Here is a 23,044-nt window from a genome sequence, read left to right on the forward strand (position 1 = left end):
TTTTTATCAGTATTTTATATTACCTATATCGATTAAACGGTCTGCGGGTTGATTACGCAATACTTGATTGCTGCCATCACGCCAAGTGACACTAATCTCCTTGATGTTAGCATCATTACCTAAGCCAAAATGGGCAATGTTCATTAAACTTTGTGAGTGGTTTGCACTGTGCGAACCGACAACTTGATATTGGGTCGTTTGGGCCGTTTTTATTTCAACCTTTGCCCCCATTGCATCAATCCCTGATGGCGAATATCCGATACGCACTAAGCTGTAATGGTTATTAAGCATCGCTGAGGTGTTTTTATACAAGTGCCAACGACCATTGTCGTCATCGCCACTGAGCAGATCAAGCTTACCGTCATGATTGTAATCAAATGCTGCGCCCATATCTCCATGAGAATCTTGATTTAACTCGCTGGTGGCTGAATTTAATAGCTGGCTAGTAAATTGGTTATTGCCTTGGTTAATGAGCATCACATCGGCCACGCGTTGTTTTAAATGGCCAAATCGATACACCACGAAATCAATTAAAGTGTCATTATTAAAATCACCCGGCACCACGCCCCAGTTATTATCAATAGTTTGTTTTGGTAATTGCGCTGATATATCCGTAAGTTGACCTTTATCGTTACGTAGTAAAATATCACTTAATGCCAGATCTTGTGGTGTCCAATCTGTGTTATAGCTAGTGACATTTTTGAACGAAGCGCGCACATCCCATGCTAAATTATCCGCTAAATACCATTCTACCCGCCATTTGTTATTACCTAAATAACCAATATACCAGCCTGTTTTATTGATGTTTTTTGCAAATCCTTGGGCTTGATCTGCAGCGATGCTTTGATCTGAAGTTGGCGTATTGATGGGTACCTGTTCGGCACCTAAAAAGACCGGCATAGCTTTCATTTTTTTGCCCCGAGGAAAATGATAAAAATCACTTAGAATCAAATCCCCCTGTGTTGTTAGGCTCAAGCCATCATGACTTTTATTGCCTTCGTCTCGTAAGTCTAAACGCTTTAGTTGGTCATTGTATGAAATACTATTATTGGCGATGGTGTAATGTAATTTGCCCCTAGCAAGGTAGTAGTCCATATCTCCATCATTATCGATATCGGCATGGGCGAGAGTTAAAGTACCCGTTGTATCGAGTGATTGTGGCAACACCTTAGCTGTGACATCGGTAAAACTAAAATCATTGTTGCCTTGTAAAATTACTAACGGGCTGTAACCATTAAAGCCGAAAATATCAGGAATGTTATCGTTATTAAAATCAGTGATCAGCACGCGCTCGCTATTTAAATTTTCAAAGACGGGGGAAGGGTGATAATCGAATGTACCATTGCCGTTATTTTCAAATAAAATGTTACGGGGGCTCTGCTCTGTCACCATTTTTTCAGCGTTAACTTGCATAAAGTCCAAGTCGCCATCGTTATCTAGATCAATCCACCGCACAGAACGTCCTCGCGCTCCCATTTCTGATAAGCCAGCTTGCGCTGTAACATCAGTAAATTGACCTTGGTTGTTTTGTAATAACCGCTGTGGTTGCGGGCTAAGGCCATTACCGCCGCCTAATGATAATAAAATGTCATTATCGCCATCATTATCGTAATCGCCACTGGCCATGCCGTGTAAGTCAACTCGTGGGTAAATATCAGCTTGCTTGGTAAAACTAAAGTCACTATTTGATAAGAATAACTGAACAGGCGTAGAGTCATGATTAGTTAGTAATAAATCATAGAGGCCATCGTTATTTAAATCAGATAGGGATGGGCCGCCGTACTTCCAATTTTTATCAGTTGTTAATCCCACTTCAACAGAGACATCGTCGAACATTATTTTAGGTTTAGCTTGCATGCTGGTATGTTGATTACTGCAAGCTGTGATACAAAGTGCAATGGAGATAGCACTGAGTTTAAATACTGTATTGCTCATAGAAAATACTCCTTATAAGGTGTTGGTTGTGGGCTTAACCAAAGTAAACTCATTAATGTAGCTTTCTAAGTTTTCAACAATATCAGCTAAGTTATCGACCGTTTGTTGGTTACTTTGGGTAGTACTTGCTACAGATTGAGCGTCAGTATTGATCAAGGTTATTTGCTCATTAATCGAGTTAGACACAGATGTTTGTTCTTCTGTGGCTGTGGCAATTTGCAGGGCCATGTCGATTACTTGATCAAGCTGTTCTTTTAATTGTGTAAAAGCTTGTGTGTTATTGATGACATGATCAATTGCTTGGTTTGATTTTGTTTGTAGCTGCGAAATACTTTGGGTGGCTGTTGTTGCACCACTTTGAAGGGCATTTATTTGTCCTTGAATTTGTTTAGTTGATTGTTGCGTACGACTAGCAAGGTTTCTTACTTCGTCGGCGACAACAGCAAACCCTCTGCCAGTTGTCCCTGCACGGGCGGCTTCAATAGCCGCATTAAGTGCAAGTAAATTAGTTTGCTCTGCAATACCTTCAATCACACTTAAAATATTGCTAATTAGCTGAGCTTGTTCATCTAGCTCTGTCACTATCTCAGTGGTCGTGCTGAGTTCTTCGCTTAGTTGTTGCATCATGGTTTGGCTAATATTGGAGTTTTCTAAATTATTAGTTGAGAGTGTATGAGCTTGCTCTATGGCATGATGAGTGCGATTCGTCATGGACGACACTTCACTGATGGTCGCTGTCATTTGATTAATTGCCACGGAAATACTGTGTGTGGCTAATTGCTGGTTATTGCTCAACGAAGTACTGTCTTGTATTGCGTGGTGGATAGTGTCTGAGCTGTGTGATATTTGTTGCGACTGTTCGGTTATTTTCGTTAATGTGCTATGAAAGCTGGATAGTAATAAGTTAAATGCGTTAGTAAGCTCGGTTAGTTCATCTTGCCCAGTGTGATTAAATCTATATGTAAGATTTTTTGTACGTGCCAATTCACTCACATTCGCCACTATTTCTGATAATGGCTGGGTAATGCTGCGAATAATAAACCATGAAAATAAAGCCAGAAATACAACTTGCAGAACAAGGGTTAAAATATTGTTATAGAGCTTTGTTTGTGCTTGGTCTATTAAACTATTTTTAGTGTCGATCAGCTCTTTAAGTACTATTTCAATGGTGCGCTGCTGTAATGCTGACACACTTTTTACAACCTCTGGCCAATCAGTGCCAGCGATATTTAGCGGTTTGTTGACTGTTTGATAGATATTTGTACGGGCTTGTAGTGCCACTTCTTCAGACTTTAAATAGCCCGCGTTTTGCGTCATTTGAGTAAACGCAGATTGTGCATTTGCAGTGGCAAAATTATAAAATAGGCCATTATAAGTTTGCACTGCGGTCGCGCTTCTGAAAATTTCGCCGTATATGTATACATCCAATTGTGTATTGCTTGCAGTATTTATAAAGCTATCGTGAAATGAGCGTTCGACACTGCTGGCGACTAAGTAATAGTAAGCATTTGACATTTTTCCTAACTGTTGTTCGCTACTGGCGATGACCACAATTTCACTCAATGTCATTAATAATTTGCGGATCAGATCGTTAATTTCATACATCGTGTGAACTTCTCGACCAAATTGCGCTATGTAAGCTTTACTTAGGTGATTTTTTTCATCAGCTACTTGTCTGACTATTTGCAGATCGCTTAATTGTTTATCGATTATTTCAACTTGGTTATTCAAGGTCGGAAATTGCTTAATTGTCTGCTGGTTCTCAGTAATGAATTGTTTAAACTGATTAGCATTTATTAGCGCGTTTTGTCGATAAGCGAGCATCTGTTGCTGTGCTTGTTGCGCACCTGAAGCTGCATCAAGATACAACCTTGTGTAAAACCCTTCTTCTAACAAACTTGAAATCAGTGGGTAAGTAACATTAGCGTAATCGAGTATTTCATCAAGCTTACTTATTGCTTGCTGCTGCGCCAAAGAGGAACGTACTTTTTCAACTGACATAAGCCCTGTAATTAGTAAGGGAATGAGCACTAGCGTTAAAATTCGTGTCTTTATTTTATAGTTATTTAGAAATGACATAATGAATTAAACTCAATGTTAATTGTTAACAATTAACTTAGATTACATTTTTTTGTCATTAAATAGCAACCATTAATTAGCGCAATAATAAAGCAAAGCATAAAGTTGGGGGTTCAGTGTTTAGTTAAATGTTTTATCGTCTTGCGTTAATAAATGACAAACGTGTTAAATATAAGGGATTAAATCAATGTCGAGCCATGTGTTATTGCGGGTGAAATAGGGATCATCAAAACATGTAATCTTACATTTGAATGAAGTTTTTATAATTTCTTAACGTTTTTATGAAAACAAATGCTGATATTTTTAACGAAAACATATATTCTTTGTTTACTGTTAACAATATTCAATGTGTGAGATTGAAAATTATGAATAAAAATATATCTCGTCGCTCAGTTCTCAAAATGTTTGCTGCTGGGGTTGTTGCAACTGGCGTCTCTGGCTGTACTCATCATTTAGGTGCTATGAATTCAACCGTTACTCGCGGTACCAAGGCTCACCGTGATAACTGGTATAAAACGTATAATAGAGTTTGGCTTGGTAAACAGTATTGGGCTAATCCGATGGAAGATTGGCGTGTGAATAACGGTGCGGCTGAATGTATAACTCGAGGGGGGAATCGCAGCGTTCATTCTCTAACACATCAAATAACGAATATTGACCAAGCTTTTTCCATGTCAGTGGAGGTTACGCGTTTAGAGCAAAATAATAACGATGGGGGCGCGGGTATTCGTCTTGGCGCTAAAAGTGAACTCAATGAATACCGTAGTAACTGTTTTGTTCAACAGGGATATGACCTCGGTATTAAAAATAACGATTTAGTGTTAGGTAACAACACTGTGCCTTTAACTAGTCAGATTGAGAATAAAGCCGTTACTTTAACACTTACTGGGACTCCTCAATCAGGTGCTATGGCATTAGAGCTAACGGCTCGTTTAACATCATCCAAAACAATAATCGGTGCGGTTACCCATTTAGTACCTGCATCAGAGCTATTAGGTAATGTCGCGCTAGTGAGTAATTTCTCAATTCCATCTGTTACTTATGAAAATGTGCCAGAAGATAAATTAGGCGCACGTTATAAATTTAGCCACTGGGCTATGCAAGGTGAAGCGTTCTCTGTTACTGATGAACAGTCATTTGGCCCTATTCTTTGGACTATGTATTCGTTAAGCGATACATTAAGCCATGAAGGTTTTGTGATGAAATTGAGTGCTTACACAGGACCAATAGGTGAGCAAGATAATCAACAATTAGAGCTGCAAGTACAACGGGACAATCAATGGATTGCTATCGACTCACAGCGTATTGACCATGATGGCTGGTTGGCGACTTTTCGTATTGCCAATTGGGATGAGAAACAAGATACGCCTTTTCGAGTTGTATATCATGAGAAATTCAGCGATGGTACACACGCGGCCGATCTATATTCAGGGATTATAAAAGCAAACCCAAGCAGTAATTCGTTACGAATGGCTGCGTTGACCTGTCAAAATGATTATGGTTTTCCCTATCAGCCTGTAGCGCAAAATGTTGAAAAACTAAATCCTGATTTGGTGTTTTTCTCTGGCGACCAAATTTATGAAAGCCATGGGGGATTTGGTGTAATTCGCACGCCCGATGATTTGGCAATTTTGAACTATTTACGCAAATTTTATCAATTTGGTTGGGCTTTTAAAGAAGTCATGCGTAATCAACCGACAATTTGTTTACCTGATGATCACGATGTACTGCAAGGGAACTTGTGGGGTGAGGGGGGCACAAAAATGCAAAATATTGCAAAAGACCCTTCAGCAAGTGTTTTAGGTGGTTACATAGATTCTGCGCGGGTGGTTAATATGGTACATAAAACAACGCTTAACCATCACCCTGATCCTCATGATCCTACACCAACGAATGGCATTAGTTCGTATTATGGGGCGATGCTATACGGCGGTGTTGGTTTTGCCATTCTTGCCGATAGGCAATGGAAAAGTGGCCCAGAGCGTATTAATGTTGCGGTAGGAGAAACAGGGCAAGACGAAGATCCGCTTTATTATAACCCGCTATTCAATCCTCCAGGTTTGGATCTGCTAGGAAATCGCCAAGAGAATTTTCTTAAAGCGTGGGGTAATGACTGGCGTGGACATAAATTAAAAGCGGTATTAAGCCAAACCGTATTCGCTGCTATTTCTACTCATCAGCCTTTGCCAGATCGTTTCTTAAAATATGATTTTGACTCAAGTGGTTGGCCTGCCTCTGCGCGTAACCGTGCAATTGATGCAATGCGTGAGTCTATGGCGTTACATATTTGTGGCGATACCCATTTAGGTTCTTTATCGCAATATGGTGTAAATCAACAAAGAGATAGTAATTGGGCTTTTTGTACGCCTGCCATTTCAGCAGGTTGGCCAAGGTGGTGGAAACCTGACTCAATGAATATGCCTTACCAAAACCGTCCTGCACATGGACTTGGCGAAACAGGCGAATATAATGACACTTTTGGTAACAAGATTTATGTCTATGCGGTTGGTAATCCAGAGGTTGGAAAATCAAATAACCGCTATGTGAAAGCACATGAAAAAGGCAGTGGTTTTGGTTTCATTACGTTTGATTGTGACAACCTCACTTACACAATGGATGCCTATCGCTTTTTAGTCGATGTTAACGATGGTAAAGCAAGTAATCAGTTCCCGGGCTGGCCAGTAACAATTCATCAGCAAGAGAACAAAGGTAACAACCTGTTAAGTTAATTCAGGTTAAAATTACTTATGTACTTTTTAAAACGGCGGTTGATATATTCAACCGCCGTTTTTATTTAATGTTTTAATATAAGTTTTATAGATCAATTTACCAAACAATTACAATTTATTGGTTTAGAAAATATCTAGTATGAGGCAAGAGAACTAGCTAACTTTAAGAGCAGCTGTTGCAGTTTTTTGTATAGGTAGTGGTCAAATAAGTTAGTTGAAAAAATTGGTCAACATGGCCTCAAGGCACATGGGCACAGTATTGGGCGCAAAATCAAAAGTCGTTTCAGTTTTAGTTAAAATTTTCTGAGTTTAAATTGTGGCTATCTAAGAAATTAAAAATTTAACATAGCTTTAGTTTATTAGGTAAAATTATTTAGTGCTAATTAACCTAGTTATATTAAAGCTAGATTAGTTTAGTTGTAACTTATTGATTTGGTACGACTGAGTGGATTCGAACCACCGACCTCTACCATGTCAAGGTAGCGCTCTAACCAACTGAGCTACAGTCGTACAAATTGGGGCTCTTAAATATAATTTATTCAAAGAAGTCAGAATAAATTTGGTACGACCGAGTGGATTCGAACCACCGACCCCTACCATGTCAAGGTAGCGCTCTAACCAACTGAGCTACGGTCGTACAATAGAATTCTTAAATTAAACTTATTACAGGAGGTAATAAATTTGGTACGACCGAGTGGATTCGAACCACCGACCTCTACCATGTCAAGGTAGCGCTCTAACCAACTGAGCTACGGTCGTATCATAAATTTAAGCGCTGTTAATTGCTTAACAACGGTCGCTAATATATAGCGTGCGCTTGAGTGAATCAAGCGAGAATAGTGTTTTTTAGTTTGTTTGCCGTTTTTTTATTCATATTGGACTGATTTCGCACGTTTTATAAAACCTTTGCCACCAAATAACATGTTCTTTCGCTGATCGTTTTAAGCCGTTAAGTAAATTGCCAGGGTGCTCAGGTTGTAACATTGGCTTTAAAGCTTTATCAAGGTAGCTGCTTTGTAGCCAAAGTGCTTGATAATGGGGCATCAGCCGCTCAAGAGCGCCTGTCAGCTGCGCTTGGTAGGGTTGCAGTTGTGCTAAGTAGTATTTTTTAAATACATTGCTGACAACCTGTGCTTGGCGCTTATTTTTGATTGGATCACACAGCTGGTTTAATTCTATTTGCGCTAGGTAGGCCGTGGTTTGGTTATTTAAATGGGTTTGCTTTCTTACCGCGGTTATTAATGCCTGATTAAAGTTAAAGCGATTTAACTGCTCTAAACTTTGATAGATAGCTTGAGTATTAATTTGTTGATACTGCTGGGTGCTTATTTGCTTGTGTATATTAGCTAAGCGTTGTAATGCCAGCTCAGTTTCAACAAGGCCATTGAAGTTATTGTCGAGTTCATAATGAGTGAGTTGCCAAGTTTTCTTAAGCTCAGTGTTGGTATATAAAAATTGGGCAAAATAGCTTGCTAACAGGGCTTGTTTTTCGTGCTTTGCTGCCGTTATTTGCTGATAACTATTTGATGTTTTATCAAGTGTCTGTAAACAAGCTGGAGCGGCTTTAATAAATTCAATGTGGTAAATTAATTGGGTTGCTGGCGTCGCGACTTTACCCAATTGTGAATTATGCTGTGCAATTAGCGTACTTAAAGCACATGAATTCAATTGCGCTAATTGTAAAATACTCACGTTAACGGTCGATTGAGTATCAAATGAGCGCGTGTTTAATTTAATGTTACCAAGTTTGCTGGCTTCTGCTGGTGGTGTATCTAGCGCATTAGCTAGGCGTGCTTGGTATTCAGAATAGGTGTCGCTAGGTTGCTCGCTACACGCTGTTAAAAGTAACGCTGCGACACACGTAATTAGGTAAGCAAACGTTTTTAGTTTTTGCTTACCAGCTGTTTTCATTAAATTACTGGAAGAAAGGTTCACGTTTAAAGCGCTTTGCAACAGTTAACATTAATAGAATAGCAGCGACTGTTAAACCAACAATAATCCCTATCCAAAATCCGTGGGGGCCCATGGCTGGCACAATTAAATCTGTGCGGGCTAGCACATAGCCTAAGGCAAAGCCTATTAGCCAGTATGATATAAAAGTGATATATGAAATCGGCGCCGTGTGTTTTAAACCACGTAGTACTCCATTTGCAGCCACTTGCAGGGCATCGGGTAATTGATAAATACAGGCTAACACCATAATCGAGGTGGCAAGGGCGATTACATGTACATCATCAGTATATAGTTGGCTAATCATATGACGGCCGAAATAGGTAATCGTTGCTAATAATAGTGCAATCATTATCGCTAATATATAGCTGGTTGACAGTGCTTTTTTTAATTGCTCAAAATGATGTTGGCCATACAAATTGCCAATACGAATACTAATAGCAATAGACAAGCTCAGTGGCATCATAAACAGCAAGGTGGTGACACTCGCAGCAATTTGGTGTCCGGCCACGGCTACCGCACCTAAATGAGCAATAAACAGCGGGATACAGGCAAATAGCGTGACTTCGAAGAACGTCGCTAAGGAGATTGGAATACCGACTTTAGTAATTGTCCACATAGTGCTAAGTTGTGGTGCTTTAAAGTTAGCTAATAAGTTTTTGGCATAGATTTTGTCACTTAGCTGGCAGTAAATTACTTGAGCTACGGCCATGGCGGTAAACACTAATGCTGTAGCAATACCACAGCCTGCGCCGCCCAACGCGGGCATGCCAAGTTTGCCGTGAATAAAGATGTAATTAGCAGGTATATTTACAGCAAGGCCAATTAAACTAATATAAAAAGCAGGTTTAGTCATACCCATGCCTTCGGTAATATTACGATATACGCTGAACACTAAAAAACCAACAATGCCCCATTTAACAAAGTGAATATAGTCAAAAGCCATGGCTGCAATAGCTGGGCTGGTATCAAGTTTTAAAATCACTAAGTCGGCAAAGTAGGCAATTGAGAAACCAATTACACTTAATATTCCAGCAAGGTACAGACCTTGTTGAAAATAGTGGCCAATCCCTTGTTTGTCATTGGCGCCAGAAAACTGTGCAATAATACCTGTTAAGGCGAGTAATATGCCTTGTAATGCCAACATAGCAGGGTTCCACACACCCGTTGCGATAGATAAAGCCGCGAGATCAACAGGGCTGACTTGGCCTGCCATAATCGTATCGACCACAGACATTAAAACTAAGGTTACTTGTGCTAAAAATACTGGGATCGCAAGAGAAATAAGGCGTTTAGCTTCCCAATTACAAAAAGTCATAGTGCGCGCTAAATAAAAAATAAGTGGCCGCTAGTGTAATGGATTTGCCTTAAAATTAAAGTTATATCGATGATTCACTTAGGCTAAAGTGATAAACTCAACAGTAACTTAGTATAGTGAAAATTTGAAGTCTATGTTTACCGGAATAGTTCAGACGAAAGCGACTGTGTTAACCACGGAGCAGCAGCAAGGAGTTTTGCGTTTAGTGTTATCAGTTGGCCTACAATACATTGATAACTTAGAGATTGGCGCGAGTATTGCCATAAACGGTTGTTGTTTAACTGTGGTGAAATTTAGTGCTGCTGATAACCAATTAGCCCATGTGTATTTTGATGTGATTGATGAAACACTTAAGCTCACTAATTTAGGCCAGTTAGTGGCAACTGATAAAGTTAATTTTGAACGTTCAATGACGTTTGGCTCAGAGTTAGGGGGTCATATAATTTCTGGTCATATTCATTGTACAGCAGAAATAGCAGAGATTATTAATACTCAAGATAATTGCAAAATTAAACTCGTGTTATCCCAGCAATGGCAGAAGTATGTTCTTTACAAAGGGTTTGTTGCCGTCAATGGGGCAAGCCTGACAGTAGGCGAAACAGATACAACCGGCTTTTGGTTACATTTAATTCCTGAAACTTTAGCTATTACCAACCTAGGCACCGCTGCAGTTGGCGATAAGCTAAATATTGAGGTTGATCAACAAACCTTTACCATTATTAATACCGTGGAAAATTACTTAGCAAAACAACCAAGCTAAAAAATTTGTTCATTGTCACTGTCTATGTGTAACTCAATTTTATTGTAGGCATGATCGATATGCATATTAAAATGAATAGGGTTGCAACAGGCGCTACAATCTTCAAAGTAATCTTGGTCGCCTTCACTGGCGTCTAAGGTTATGTGGATATGATGCCCGCAATGGGGGCAGGTTATACGTTGTGAGAGTTGATTTTTCATAAATGCTCCGATTTGGCAGTTGAGCCAAAGGTAACAGTGTACATAGCGTAATTAACGCCTTGCTCACTGCGTGCGTTTGTAAAATCTTACTCTAAATATAGTCTGTATTACTGCTTTATGACATCGGCTTTACAATAAAAAGTCACTTATTTTAACAGTCGCTCAATTTGTTGTTTTGCTTCAGTCAGATAGTGGCCAGCAAAAATATTTGCATGATTTAATATTGGGTAAAGTTGATAGATAATTTTACGGTTTTCATAGCCTGCACTCAATGGGTACTGTTTATTATAAGCGAGATAAAATGCTTCGGGCAGTGGTGCAAATAACTCACTCATGGCAATATCGATTTCCCGATCACCATAATAACAGGCAGGGTCAAAAATACAGGGCACGTTTTGAATAAAGCCCATGTTGCCTCGCCAAAAATCACCGTGGAGCAAAGACGGTTCAACATGATGACTGTGTAGTAAGTCTTTTATAAAGCTGATCAAGTATTCTTTTTCGACTAAATGAATGCCTTTTTCTTCTAGTAATTGTAGTTGCCAGCCGATGCGTTCTTCTGCGTAAAATACATCCCATTTTTTGTGCCAACGATTTGGTTGTACAGTGGGGCCAACAAAATTATCATGGTCAAAACCAAACATCGCCTGTTGATGTTTTTGATGTAGGCGCGCCATATGGTTACCCATACTATGCCACATCGAATGAGGTTGTTGATCAAGGGTTAGCCATTCAAGCACAATAAATGAATACTCGATGCTGGAGCCCGTGGTGATGCAGTCGGGTATCATGAACACGCTTTCTTGGGTGAGCAGTTTTAAGCTATGCGCCTCACATTCAAAGCGTTCTAATTGAGAGTGGTGGGCCACTTTAACGAAGTACGTGTGAGTGCCATCGCTAATTTCAAATAACATATCTTCATTTGCGCTTTGCAATTGGCGTTTAAAGGTATACTTAAAATCAAAATGCATTGCTTGGCTGATCTGCTCATTAACTGTATTCCACATAATATTGCTCACCTTTTATACAGATAATTAAACTATGGCAAAAAGTAGTTAAATAAACAAACTCTTGTATGTAAAATTCAGTAATCAATATTAGGCAATGATCCAGCCATTTATGGAGAATAAAATGAACAAGAGTGTGCTCACTAATTTAACAGCAACCATTTTGGTGTTAGTTGGTTACTTTTTTGACCAAGCGATTGTGCTTTCAATTGGCTTATTTGCTTTATCGGGGGCGTTTACAAATTTATTGGCAGTACACATGTTGTTTGAGAAAGTCCCATTTTTATATGGCTCTGGCGTGATCCAAGTTAAATTTGCTAAGTTTAAAAGCGCCATTAGGGAGCTTGTTATTACGGAGTTTTTCTCGAAAGAAAAAATTGAACAGCTACTTGCGACTAAGCAACCAGAGTTAGATCTGAAGCCTGTTATCGAAGAGGTTGATCTCAACCCTGCGTTTGATAGTTTACTTGAAGTGATTGAGCAATCGCAATTTGGTGCCATGTTGGCAATGTTTGGTGGTACTGAAGCGGTTGAGCCAATGCGAGAGTCATTTATTACAAAAATGAAAAGCGCACTCTCAACAATGAGTGAAACTCAAGAGTTTAAACAACTGGTGAATGACAAACTAATGCAAAAAGCCATGTCGTCGGATAAATTATACGACACTGTGTTAGGCCTAGTCGATGATAGGCTTAATGAGCTTACCCCGGCGATGGTTAAAGACATAATTCAAACTATGATCCGAGAGCATTTAGGTTGGCTGGTTGTTTGGGGTGGGGTATTTGGTGGCATATTTGGCTTAATTGCAGCTATTATTTAATTGCTATGACATCATTAAAGCTAATATTTTAAGCAGGCCAACTACTCGCCTGCTTAAAAATAGGGTGTCAATTCCATTCCCTACTTAGAACCTGATACAACGAGTGTCGTGTCGTTATTTACTTTGGCTAAATCATGAATACTTGTTTTAGTGCTGGTATCAAGGTTTAAGTACTTCGCGCTTTTATTAAAGCCATACATACCTGCAAATTGATCCAGTGCCATATCATTACAACGTAATTTGTTTACTGCAATGCGTTTGCTCATTCGTACATCACGCATGGTTGTTGACAAAGTGATTGGTTTGTTTGAAATAACGGCCATACAAACTTGTGTGCCTGGGCTGTTATCTGCAGCAATAAATTCTGCTGCTTGTGTAGTGGTTGTTGTAAGCGCTGCTGCGCCAATAAGTAACGTTGTGCTAAGTGTAGTTGCTAAAGTTTTCATCTTCATTCTCCAGTGTTGATGTTTGTTGACGAGTTAATTATTGGCTTTATTTTTAAAGATTGCTGTAAATGAAAATCGACAAGATGTAAGCAACTATTTCAGTCATGTATTGGTTGTTCAAGCAGTTGATTTACAATAGTTAAAAGTGTGTTTTTTGACACATTTAAAGTGATTTATTTTTCAGTTTTTTATTTGCTTTTGATTGTTTTTCAAGCTGTTTTCATTGGCTTTACAGACTATTTACTTTAGAGTAAATGCACTTTATGAATTATCGTGGCTGACATATATTTTCAGCCTGTTATCATTCGCGATAATTATTTCTCTCTGGCAATGGAGACTATGTGAGTAGCAAGTTTTCTCAATATTACCAACAAGCTTATGCTTGCGAACAAAAAAATTTTAATCAGTGCTTTTATTGTGGCTGTGAAGCAACAGAACGAGATCATTGTCCGCCATTACACATGCTACAAAGCATTATTGATTTAGGTGAAGATGCAGACTTTATTAGTATTGCAGCCTGTTATGAATGTTATGCATTACTACACAATGAGCGATTACTCACCATTGATGAGCGTTTTACTAAACTAAAGAAAAAACTCGCAACTAAATATGCCAAGCCGCTACGAGTTTATAATATGTGGCATGAAAGCGAGCTCAATGATATGAGCGATGAGTTTGCCCATAGTATAAAAGCAGGTATGGCACTGGGCGAAGAAGCCGCGCAACGTATCGCCTTTACTGGTTTTAGCTATGCTACTGAAGAAGCAAAAGTCACGGTAAGAGAAAAAACGGCCGAGTTTGATGTTGAAGGCACAGTGTTTACAGATTTCAAGCAAGCATTGAATTACTGCATTGACACATTAAAAGTTGAAAAAAGTGACTTTTATAAAATTCTTGTTGAAGATTACCAAGGCGATTTTAATAAAGCGTTGAGTCAGTATCGTCATCGCCATGATAAAGTTACTGCAGCAAAAGATGGCAATTGTTTGATAAAAGAGTTTTCAAAACAGCACAAGCAAAACTCAGATTTTGTAACTAGAACGGTAAAACATTTTATTAATAAAGATCCGAGTTTGACTACCCAAGCTGCACTAGAGCAGCTATATAACAATTATATTAAGAAATAACATAATTATTACATTCACCTTGAATAAATGCAGATCCAGCTTATTTTTTGGCTTTATGCTGTGCATTTATATACATTAATAAAAAAACAACAGAGACTAACATGACGCAAAAATTTGCTCCTTCATTGTTGGTCGTTGCCTTAGGCGTCGCTTTAGCGGGTTGCCAAGATAACGGACCACAAGACGAAAAAGTAACCATTAATAAAAACCCATACCCAAGTACTTATAAGCCTTTAAAATCAACAAGTACCCTGATCACCAATGCGACAGTTTTAACTGGCACGGGTGAGCGTCTAGATGAAGCAGACGTGTTGCTGATTGATGGTAAAGTACAACAAGTGGGTATCGATTTATCGGCCAGTGCAGATCTGACCATTGATGCGCAAGGTAAATGGGTCACGCCTGGTTTAATTGACGTCCATTCACATTTAGGTGCGTATCCAAACCCATCGGTGGAATCACACCAAGACGGTAATGAAATGACTAGCCCTAATACGGCAGAAGTGTGGGTTGAGCACTCAGTGTGGCCACAAGATCCAGGCTTTAATCGTGCTCGTGAAGGCGGCATAACGTCATTACAAATATTACCAGGCTCTGCAAACTTATTCGGTGGCCGAGGTGTCACCCTTAAAAATGTGCCAGCTCATACGATGCAAGGGATGAAATTTCCTGATGCACCTTATGGCCTTAAAATGGCATGTGGCGAAAACCCGAAACGCGTATATGGCCGCAAAGGCGTATTACCGTCAACACGTATGGGTAACATGGCAGGCTATCGCACAGCATGGATTGGTGCGGCTGAATATAAGCGTGAATGGGATAAATACGAAGCAGATTACGCTAATGGCTTAAATCCTGAAGTACCACATCGCGATATTAAGTACGATACATTACGTGGCGTATTAGATGGTGAAGTGATGATCCACAATCACTGTTATAAAGCAGAAGAAATGGCAATGATGATCGACCTATCTAAGGAGTTTGGTTATCACGCAGGTACATTCCATCATGGTATTGAAGCCTATAAAATTGCGGATTTATTAGCTGAGAATAGCTCGTGTGCTGCGCTTTGGCCAGATTGGTGGGGCTTTAAAATGGAAGCCTACGACATGGTTCAAGAAAACGTTGCTATTGTTGATGCAGTTAAAAACTCGTGTGCCGTTGTTCACTCAGATTCAGACACCACCATCCAGCGTCTAAACCAAGAGGCAGGTAAAGTGATGTTCCGTGCAAATGATAATGGTTTTGATATCTCTGAAGAGCATGCTATTAAGTGGATCACGTCAAATGCAGCAAAATCACTGGGTATTGCAGACAAAACAGGTTCATTAGAGCCTGGTAAACAAGGTGATGTCGTTATTTGGAATCAAAGCCCGTTTAGTGTTTATGCTAAAGCTGAACAAGTATTTGTTGATGGTGCAAAAGTGTATGACCGTGATGATGCCACGTTCCAAGCACAAAGCGATTTCATGTTAGGTCAAAAATAAGGAGTAACTAGAATGACAAAATTAACACAATCATTTTCGCTCTCACTAGTTGCTGCTAGTTTATTGGCAAGTACTGCGATTAACGCTGAGTCTTTAGCCATAATTAATGCCACGGTACACACATCAACTGAGCAAGGTGTGTTAAATGGAGCCAGTATCATCATTGATGAAGGTAAAATTACTGCCATTAATCCAGCAAAAGTAGATGCAGATACAATTGTTGATGCAAAAGGCCAAATTGTGACTGCAGGCTTTATCGGTAGCATGAATCAATTGGGTTTAGTTGAAGTTGGTGCGGTTGCAGGCTCGCGTGATGCAGGGGATGACAAAGCCGGTATCGACTTTGATCCAAGCCTAGCCTTTAACCCGCGCTCTAGCCTTATCCCTTATGCACGTAAGGGCGGCATAACACGTGATGTAGTTACCCCGCATGGTGGTGATAGCATTTTCGCAGGTTTGGCCAGTGTTGTTGATTTAAGCGGTGAATTCGACAGCGTAAAACAAACTCAAGTTGCTTTAGTTGTTCACTTGGGCGAAAAGCGTAAAGGCTCTCGTGCTATGTCGCTTAAAACTTTGATTGATAAGCTGACTAGCCATCAGCAAAAATCAACGAAGAAAGATAAAAAAGACGATGGCAAGCCGAGTACTGAAGATACAGTATTAACAAAAGTACTTGCCGGTGAAATGCCACTTTTAGTCAGTGCTTCTCGAGCATCTGATATCATTGAGCTTATAAAACTGAAACAACAGTTTTCATTAAATTTAGTGATTGCAGGCGCACAAGATGCCGTAGTTGTAAAAGAGCAATTAGCACAGGCGCAAGTGCCTGTGATTGTTAGCTCGATGGATAACTTACCAGGTAGCTTTGACTCTTTGCATGCAGGTTTAACAAATGCAGGTGAGCTTGAAAAAGCAGGGGTTAAAGTTTTATTAGCCATTGCAGGTGATGGCAGCCACAATGTTTACCAATTACGTTTTGATGCAGGTAATGCGGTATCATATGGCATGACGCAAGAAGGTGCCTTAAAAGCTATTACAGCGAATGTGGCAGATGTATTCGGTATCAATGCAGGACGTGTTGCGGTCGGTTCAGTTGCTGACTTAGTAATGTGGAATGATGATCCGTTTGAGCTCAACAGTCACGTAACTAAAATGTTTATTAACGGCGAAGAAGTGTCTACTGAAGCACGTCAAGATAAGCTACGTGAGCGTTATACAACTGACTCAGAGATGCCACGCGCATACACTAAGTAGTGTTTAGTTAGTTTATAAAAAGCCGCTGTAGCGGCTTTTTTTATGCCAATCATATTTTTTTATTGCTTGGTATTTTTTGGGAGCTGTAATTCCGCGTCTCATTTAGCACAAATATTAGTTTAAAAAGTATTGCTACTAGTTTTATCTGTTTCAGGCACAAAAAAGGCGCTCACTGAGCGCCTTTTTTACATATTAGCGATTAAACTAGTTTAGCTAGAATATCGTTAAATGTTGCGCTTGGGCGCATTGCTTCGAATGCTGATGCATCGTTAGGTTGGAAATAACCACCTACATTCATTGCAGCACCTTGTGCGTCATTAAGTTCAGATACGATCTGATCTTTTTGTGCTTCTAAGTCACTAGCAATCTGAGTGAACTGAGCTTTAAGCTCTGCATCGTCGTTTTGTTTTGCTAGTTCTTGAGCCCAGAATAAAGATAAGAAGAAGTGAGAACCACGGTTATCAATTTCTTTTACTTTACGTGAAGGCGACTTGTTTTCTGCAAGGAAAGTACCCGTTGCTTTATCAAGTGTATCGGCAAGTACCTGTGCTTTTTTGTTATCTGTATTCACTGCTAAATGTTCAAGTGAAGCAGATAACGCTAAGAACTCACCTAAAGAATCCCAACGTAAGTGGTTTTCTTTTTCGAACTGTTGTACGTGCTTAGGCGCTGAACCACCTGCACCGGTTTCAAATAAACCACCGCCATTCATAAGTGGTACGATTGAAAGCATTTTCGCACTTGTACCAAGCTCAAGAATTGGGAATAAGTCAGTTAGGTAATCACGTAAGACGTTACCTGTTACTGAGATAGTGTCTTTACCTTCTTTAATACGCGCTAGTGAGAACAGAGTAGCTTCAAGCGGTGCTAAAATTTGGATATCAAGACCATCAGTATCGTGGTTTGGTAAATATGCATTTACTTTTTTGATGATTTGCGCATCATGTGCACGGTTTTCATCAAGCCAGAAAATAGCTGGGTTACCTGTTGCTCGAGCACGATTTACGGCAAGTTTAACCCAATCTTGGATTGGTGCATCTTTAACCTGACACATGCGCCAGATATCACCTTGCTCAACGTTGTGCTCAAGTAATGTTGTGCCGTTAGCATCAACAACACGAATTACACCGTTAGCTTTTGCTTCAAATGTTTTGTCGTGTGAACCGTACTCTTCTGCTTTTTGTGCCATCAGGCCAACATTTGGTACGCTACCCATAGTGGTAGGATCAAATGCACCGTGCTCTTTACAGAAATCGATAGTTGCTTGGTAAACACTTGAGTAACAACGATCTGGAATGACAAAGCTAGTGTCTTGTAATTTACCATCGTTATTCCACATTTGACCGCTTGAACGGATAGCAGCTGGCATAGATGCATCGATGATCACATCACTAGGTACATGAAGGTTTGTAATACCACGGTCTGAATCAACCATTGCGATAGCAGGGCGTTGTGAGTATACCGCTTGGATATCAGCTTCAATTTCAGAGCGTTTTGCTTCATCTAAAGATTGGATTTTAGAATATACATCGCCAAGACCGTTATTTACATCAACACCTAGCTCTTCAAATAGCTCACCGTGTTTTGCAAATACGTCTTTGTAGAATACTTTAACAGCGTGACCAAAGATGATTGGATCAGATACTTTCATCATGGTTGCTTTCATATGTAATGAAAACAATACGCCTTTTTCTTTTGCAGCTTGAATTTCAGCTTCTAAGAACGCTTGTAATTTAGCCGCGCTGATTGATGATGCATCAATAACTTCACCCGCTAGCAATGGTGTGCTTGCTTTTAGTACAGATACATCACCATTTTTAGCAACGTGCTCGATGCGTACATCTGTTGCTTGGTCAACTGTTACTGATTGCTCAGAGCCAAAGAAGTCACCTTCGTTCATGCTTGCAACATAAGAAGCCGAATCTTTGCTCCATGCACCCATTGAATGCGGGTTGTTACGTGCATATTCTTTTACTGAGCCAGGTGCACGACGGTCAGAGTTACCTTCACGTAATACAGGGTTTACTGCACTGCCTTTGATTTTGTCGTAAGTTGCTTGAATCGCTTTTTCTTCGTCTGTTTTCGGCTCTGAAGGGTAATCTGGAAGTGCATAGCCTTTTTCTTGTAGTTCTTTGATTACAGCACGTAATTGTGGCACTGACGCACTGATATTTGGTAATTTGATGATGTTAGCTTCAGGTGTCTTAGCAAGCTCACCTAGTTCAGCTAGTGCATCGCCAATGCGTTGCTCTTCGGTTAAATACTCTGGGAAGTTAGCAATAACACGACCAGCTAAAGAGATGTCACGTGTTTCAACTTCAACACCAGCGGCATTTGTATATGCTTGGATGATCGGTAATAAAGAGTAAGTTGCGAGTGCCGGAGCTTCGTCTGTTTTAGTATAGATAATTTTTGATGTCATCATCATTCCTAGATAGTAGGCATAAAGCCATATTCAACAATGCAAGAATACCATCGCCATTGCTGGCAATGATCAGTCTGTTAGGTGTCAATACTGTATTGCAATAACCACACCTGACGAACTGTTATAAATTTAATGTTAAAAACCCGCCAATGGAATTAGCCATTAGCATAGTTTTACCACTTAAAGGGCCATTTTCGGGCTTTTTAAACACAAAGAGTGTAACAAGCTTGGCACAAAAGGGCTAATAACTAATAGAATATTGGGGCATTAAAAAGTAATTTCAAGACTAAGGACAGATTTTGTGCTTTTAAAGTATTTAATTAACAAAACGGAGGGCGGTAAAAAAGGAAGCAGAGAATATTGAAAAAGAAGTTAAGCGAGGATCTTTACAGGTCGCTCGCTTGTAGTGTCGAACTTCTATAACAACTACACTAACTCTTCGTTAGGAGCAATATTAGTCGCATGTAGGCCTTTAGGGCCTTGTTGCAATTCGAATGTTACATCTTGACCAGCTTTAAGTGTTTTATAACCGTCCATTACAATCGTTGAGTAATGGGCGAATATATCATTCTCGCAGCCGTCTTCTACGATGAAACCAAAACCTTTGGCGTTATTGAACCATTTGACTTTACCACAAGCCATACTTCTACATCCTTCTATAAGTTGACTAATTTAGTTATTCTAAACCGTATAATTTGATAGACTGACTAAGGTTTAATCAATCTATAATTGACTGTAGTTTATTTATACGATCAGTCAAGTGTTTTAAACTATTTTTTAACAATTAATTTATTTTTTTATTCAAGTTTGCTTGAGTTCCAAAGACAAGACTATATTTAATTATGAGTGGCATGAAAGATTCAGATGTTTTAGACACGGTTCGCGACAGTGAAAAGCAAAAGCTACAACCACCGCGAAAATATAAAGTCATTTTAAATAATGATGATTACACGCCTATGGACTTTGTGATAGAAGTACTAATGACGTTTTTTAATATGGATAGTGATAGAGCAACAGATGTGATGCTACAAGTTCATCAAAACGGGCGAGCAATATGTGGTGTATACACTGCAGACGTTGCGCAAACCAAAGTTGAGCAAGTAAACCGTTATGCACGTGATAACGAGCATCCACTGCTTTGTAGTTGTGAGCAGGAATAATACCAAGGTAGGGTGATCAAAATACCCATCACAACGGTATATAAATATTATCTCATGTAAGGGGTTGCCAATGCTAAACAAAGATTTAGAACTAACTTTAAACGCGGCGTTTCGTGAAGCGCGTACTCGTCGCCATGAATTTATGACGGTAGAGCATCTATTATTGGCACTACTTGATAACCCTTCTGCAAGCGAGGCGCTAAATGCTTGCGCAATTGATATGGCAGCACTTAAAACAGAGCTATCAGAATTTATTGACGAAACAACACCCGTTATTCCAGATCTTGAGGAAGAGCGCGAAACACAACCAACACTAGGCTTTCAACGCGTATTACAGCGTGCAGTATTCCATGTTCAGTCGTCGGGCAAAAACGAAGTAACTGGTGTGAATGTGCTGGTTGCTATTTTTTCTGAACAAGAAAGCCAAGCCGTTTACTTACTTAAAAAGAATGATATCTCTCGCCTTGATATCGTTAACTTTATTTCGCATGGCATCGCCAAATCTGACGACGATATCGGCGGTGAAGAAAGCGATGATATTCATGAAGAAGTACAAGAAGTGCAAGGTGAAGAACCTTCTAAGCTGGATAACTTCACCACCAACTTAAATACACAAGCGATTGAAGGGAATATTGATCCCCTAGTCGGGCGTGATAACGAAGTTGAGCGTACGGTTCAGGTTTTATGCCGTCGTAAAAAGAACAACCCATTACTAGTAGGTGAAGCCGGGGTTGGTAAAACAGCCATTGCTGAAGGCTTAGCGTATCGTATTGTCAATGAGCAAGTTCCTGATGTAATCGCAGATGCCGTTGTGTACTCACTGGATATGGGCGCGTTATTAGCCGGTACTAAATACCGTGGCGACTTTGAAAAGCGCTTCAAGGCATTGCTTAAAGAGCTTCAGGCGCAACCAGGCGCGATTTTGTTTATTGATGAGATCCATACCATAATTGGTGCAGGTGCGGCCTCTGGTGGCGTTATGGACGCCTCAAATTTACTTAAACCGTTATTATCAAGTGGTAAATTACGTTGCATGGGTTCTACCACTTATAATGAGTACAAAAATATCTTTGAAAAAGACCGTGCATTAGTACGTCGCTTCCAAAAAATTGATGTACTTGAGCCAAGTGTGGCTGATACCACCAAAATTCTTAATGGTCTTAAAGAACGTTATGAAGAGCACCACGGTATTCGTTATACGCAAAAAGCACTTAAAGCAGCCGCCGAGCTGAGCGCGAAATACATTAACGAACGCCATTTACCGGATAAAGCCATTGACGTAATTGATGAAGCGGGCGCAAATCAACGCTTGCAACCAAGCTCAAAACGTAAAAAGACAATTGGTGTTTCAGATATTGAATCCATTGTGGCAAAAATGGCGCGAATTCCACAACAAAGTGTGTCTTCCAGCGATAAAGAAACGCTTAAAAATCTTGATCGTAATCTGAAGATGCTCGTGTTTGGTCAAGACCAATCTATCGATGCGCTTACCTCGGCAATTCGTTTATCTCGTTCTGGTTTGTCAAACGAAGACAAGCCTGTGGGTTCCTTCTTGTTTGCAGGGCCTACCGGTGTGGGTAAAACAGAAGTGACCAAGCAGCTAGCTAAATGCATGGGTGTTGAGTTTATTCGTTTTGATATGTCTGAATACGTTGAGCGTCATGCTGTTAGCCGCTTAATTGGTGCACCGCCTGGTTACGTTGGTTTTGAACAAGGTGGATTACTGACTGAAGCGGTTATTAAAAACCCACATTCTGTGGTGTTGTTAGATGAAATTGAAAAAGCACATTCTGATATCTATAACATTCTGTTGCAGGTGATGGATCATGGTACTTTAACAGATAATAATGGCCGCAAAGCTGATTTTAGAAACGTGGTTGTGGTAATGACGACCAATGCGGGTGTGCAAGAGACAGTACGTAAGTCAATTGGTTTCACTGAGCAAGATCATTCCCATGATGCCATGAGTGAGATCAACAAGGTGTTCTCACCTGAATTTAGAAACCGTTTAGATAACATTATTTGGTTTAACCACCTAGAGCGTGATGTGATCTTATTAGTGGTCGATAAATTTATTGTTGAACTCCAAGCTCAGCTTGATAAGAAGTCGGTTAATCTTGAGTTGACGTCAAAAGCACGGGAGTGGTTAGCAGATCAAGGTTACGATAAAGCAATGGGTGCCCGACCAATGGGCCGTGTTATTCAAGAGCAGCTTAAAAAGCCATTAGCTAATGAGATTTTATTTGGTGAGTTAATCGAAGGGGGCACAGTGAAAGTGTCGCTGAAAGATAAAAAATTGCGTTTTGATTTTGAAACCGATTTAACGCCTGCCTAACACCTTAATGCA

17 protein-coding genes and 3 tRNA genes are annotated in these 23,044 nt (G+C 39.8%); 8 read left to right on the forward strand and 12 right to left on the reverse strand.

The genetic code is table 11. The features are described from left to right. Positions 1 to 6 precede the first annotated feature (6 nt). Both NQT69_RS00840 and NQT69_RS00845 read right to left on the reverse strand, forming a co-directional pair. Entirely contained in the window at positions 7 to 1,935 is a 1,929-nt protein-coding gene (locus NQT69_RS00840) for a CRTAC1 family protein (RefSeq protein WP_256825836.1), read from the reverse strand. Between the two features lie 12 nt (positions 1,936 to 1,947). Beyond that, positions 1,948 to 3,936 carry a methyl-accepting chemotaxis protein gene (locus NQT69_RS00845; protein ID WP_256825837.1) on the reverse strand — a complete coding sequence of 663 codons (1,989 nt, stop codon included), beginning with the start codon at positions 3,934 to 3,936 and terminating at the stop codon, positions 1,948 to 1,950. A gap of 443 nt (positions 3,937 to 4,379) precedes the next feature. Here NQT69_RS00845 and NQT69_RS00850 point away from each other — a divergent pair, with 443 nt between their 5' ends. Then, positions 4,380 to 6,743, forward strand: coding sequence for an alkaline phosphatase D family protein (locus NQT69_RS00850; RefSeq protein WP_256825838.1), 2,364 nt, complete (start codon positions 4,380 to 4,382; stop codon positions 6,741 to 6,743). A 433-nt stretch (positions 6,744 to 7,176) separates the two neighbouring features. On the opposite strand, the gene NQT69_RS00855 is transcribed toward NQT69_RS00850, so the two are convergent. From NQT69_RS00855 to NQT69_RS00875, 5 genes are all read right to left on the reverse strand, one after another. Then, positions 7,177 to 7,253, reverse strand: a tRNA-Val gene (locus NQT69_RS00855). 50 nt (positions 7,254 to 7,303) lie between these two features. Next, positions 7,304 to 7,380, reverse strand: a tRNA-Val gene (locus NQT69_RS00860). A gap of 45 nt (positions 7,381 to 7,425) precedes the next feature. Further along, positions 7,426 to 7,502: transfer RNA gene (locus tag NQT69_RS00865), tRNA-Val, on the reverse strand. A gap of 111 nt (positions 7,503 to 7,613) precedes the next feature. Continuing rightward, positions 7,614 to 8,678: a DUF3080 family protein gene (locus tag NQT69_RS00870; RefSeq protein WP_256825839.1), complete on the reverse strand. Its 1,065-nt coding sequence runs from the start codon at positions 8,676 to 8,678 to the stop codon at positions 7,614 to 7,616. After that, entirely contained in the window at positions 8,659 to 10,011 is a 1,353-nt protein-coding gene (locus tag NQT69_RS00875) for an MATE family efflux transporter (RefSeq protein ID WP_256825840.1), read from the reverse strand. The genes NQT69_RS00870 and NQT69_RS00875 overlap by 20 nt, the downstream gene beginning before the upstream one ends. 133 nt (positions 10,012 to 10,144) lie before the next feature. Here NQT69_RS00875 and NQT69_RS00880 point away from each other — a divergent pair, with 133 nt between their 5' ends. Beyond that, complete coding sequence (locus NQT69_RS00880; RefSeq protein WP_256825841.1) at positions 10,145 to 10,771, forward strand: riboflavin synthase subunit alpha; 627 nt, start codon at positions 10,145 to 10,147, stop codon at positions 10,769 to 10,771. Here the strand turns inward: NQT69_RS00880 and NQT69_RS00885 are convergent. Both NQT69_RS00885 and NQT69_RS00890 read right to left on the reverse strand, forming a co-directional pair. Continuing rightward, positions 10,768 to 10,971 (reverse strand): CPXCG motif-containing cysteine-rich protein, encoded by a 204-nt coding sequence (locus tag NQT69_RS00885; RefSeq protein WP_256825842.1) that lies wholly within the window; start codon positions 10,969 to 10,971, stop codon positions 10,768 to 10,770. The two genes, NQT69_RS00880 and NQT69_RS00885, sit on opposite strands and share 4 nt — an antisense overlap. A gap of 146 nt (positions 10,972 to 11,117) precedes the next feature. Further along, complete coding sequence (locus NQT69_RS00890) at positions 11,118 to 11,978, reverse strand: fructosamine kinase family protein (RefSeq protein ID WP_256825843.1); 861 nt, start codon at positions 11,976 to 11,978, stop codon at positions 11,118 to 11,120. A gap of 124 nt (positions 11,979 to 12,102) precedes the next feature. On the opposite strand from NQT69_RS00890, the gene NQT69_RS00895 reads away from it, so the two are divergent. Then, positions 12,103 to 12,798 carry a DUF445 domain-containing protein gene (locus tag NQT69_RS00895; protein WP_256825844.1) on the forward strand — a complete coding sequence of 232 codons (696 nt, stop codon included), beginning with the start codon at positions 12,103 to 12,105 and terminating at the stop codon, positions 12,796 to 12,798. 80 nt (positions 12,799 to 12,878) lie between these two features. Here the strand turns inward: NQT69_RS00895 and NQT69_RS00900 are convergent, their stop codons facing one another. Continuing rightward, on the reverse strand, positions 12,879 to 13,244 hold the full coding sequence (locus tag NQT69_RS00900) for a DUF3718 domain-containing protein (protein ID WP_256825845.1): 366 nt from the start codon (positions 13,242 to 13,244) through the stop codon (positions 12,879 to 12,881). A 341-nt stretch (positions 13,245 to 13,585) separates the two neighbouring features. Between NQT69_RS00900 and NQT69_RS00905 the strand changes: the two genes are divergently transcribed. The 3 genes from NQT69_RS00905 (at position 13,586) to NQT69_RS00915 (ending at position 17,112) form a co-directional block, all read left to right on the forward strand. Beyond that, a complete protein-coding gene (locus NQT69_RS00905) occupies positions 13,586 to 14,371 on the forward strand; it encodes a hypothetical protein (RefSeq protein ID WP_256825846.1) in 786 nt (261 codons plus the stop codon). Positions 14,372 to 14,472: 101 nt separating this feature from the next. After that, the gene (locus NQT69_RS00910; protein ID WP_256825847.1) at positions 14,473 to 15,858 is read left to right on the forward strand and encodes an amidohydrolase; all 1,386 of its coding nucleotides are present in this window, start codon (positions 14,473 to 14,475) and stop codon (positions 15,856 to 15,858) included. A gap of 12 nt (positions 15,859 to 15,870) precedes the next feature. Next, entirely contained in the window at positions 15,871 to 17,112 is a 1,242-nt protein-coding gene (locus NQT69_RS00915; RefSeq protein WP_256825848.1) for an amidohydrolase family protein, read from the forward strand. A 199-nt stretch (positions 17,113 to 17,311) separates the two neighbouring features. Here NQT69_RS00915 and NQT69_RS00920 read toward each other — a convergent pair whose 3' ends face one another. Next, complete coding sequence (locus NQT69_RS00920) at positions 17,312 to 19,534, reverse strand: NADP-dependent isocitrate dehydrogenase (protein ID WP_256825849.1); 2,223 nt, start codon at positions 19,532 to 19,534, stop codon at positions 17,312 to 17,314. A 429-nt stretch (positions 19,535 to 19,963) separates the two neighbouring features. Beyond that, positions 19,964 to 20,179: a cold shock domain-containing protein CspD gene (gene cspD, locus NQT69_RS00925; RefSeq protein ID WP_058558936.1), complete on the reverse strand. Its 216-nt coding sequence runs from the start codon at positions 20,177 to 20,179 to the stop codon at positions 19,964 to 19,966. Between the two features lie 209 nt (positions 20,180 to 20,388). Here cspD and clpS point away from each other — a divergent pair, with 209 nt between their 5' ends. Together clpS and clpA are read left to right on the forward strand one after the other, a co-directional pair. After that, a complete protein-coding gene (gene clpS / locus NQT69_RS00930) occupies positions 20,389 to 20,697 on the forward strand; it encodes an ATP-dependent Clp protease adapter ClpS (RefSeq protein ID WP_256825850.1) in 309 nt (102 codons plus the stop codon). A 70-nt stretch (positions 20,698 to 20,767) separates the two neighbouring features. Continuing rightward, positions 20,768 to 23,032 carry an ATP-dependent Clp protease ATP-binding subunit ClpA gene (clpA, locus tag NQT69_RS00935; RefSeq protein WP_256825851.1) on the forward strand — a complete coding sequence of 755 codons (2,265 nt, stop codon included), beginning with the start codon at positions 20,768 to 20,770 and terminating at the stop codon, positions 23,030 to 23,032. Positions 23,033 to 23,044 lie beyond the last annotated feature (12 nt).

The sequence above is a fragment of the Pseudoalteromonas shioyasakiensis genome, from assembly GCF_024518675.1.
GTDB classification, from domain to species: Bacteria; Pseudomonadota; Gammaproteobacteria; order Enterobacterales; family Alteromonadaceae; genus Pseudoalteromonas; species Pseudoalteromonas shioyasakiensis_B.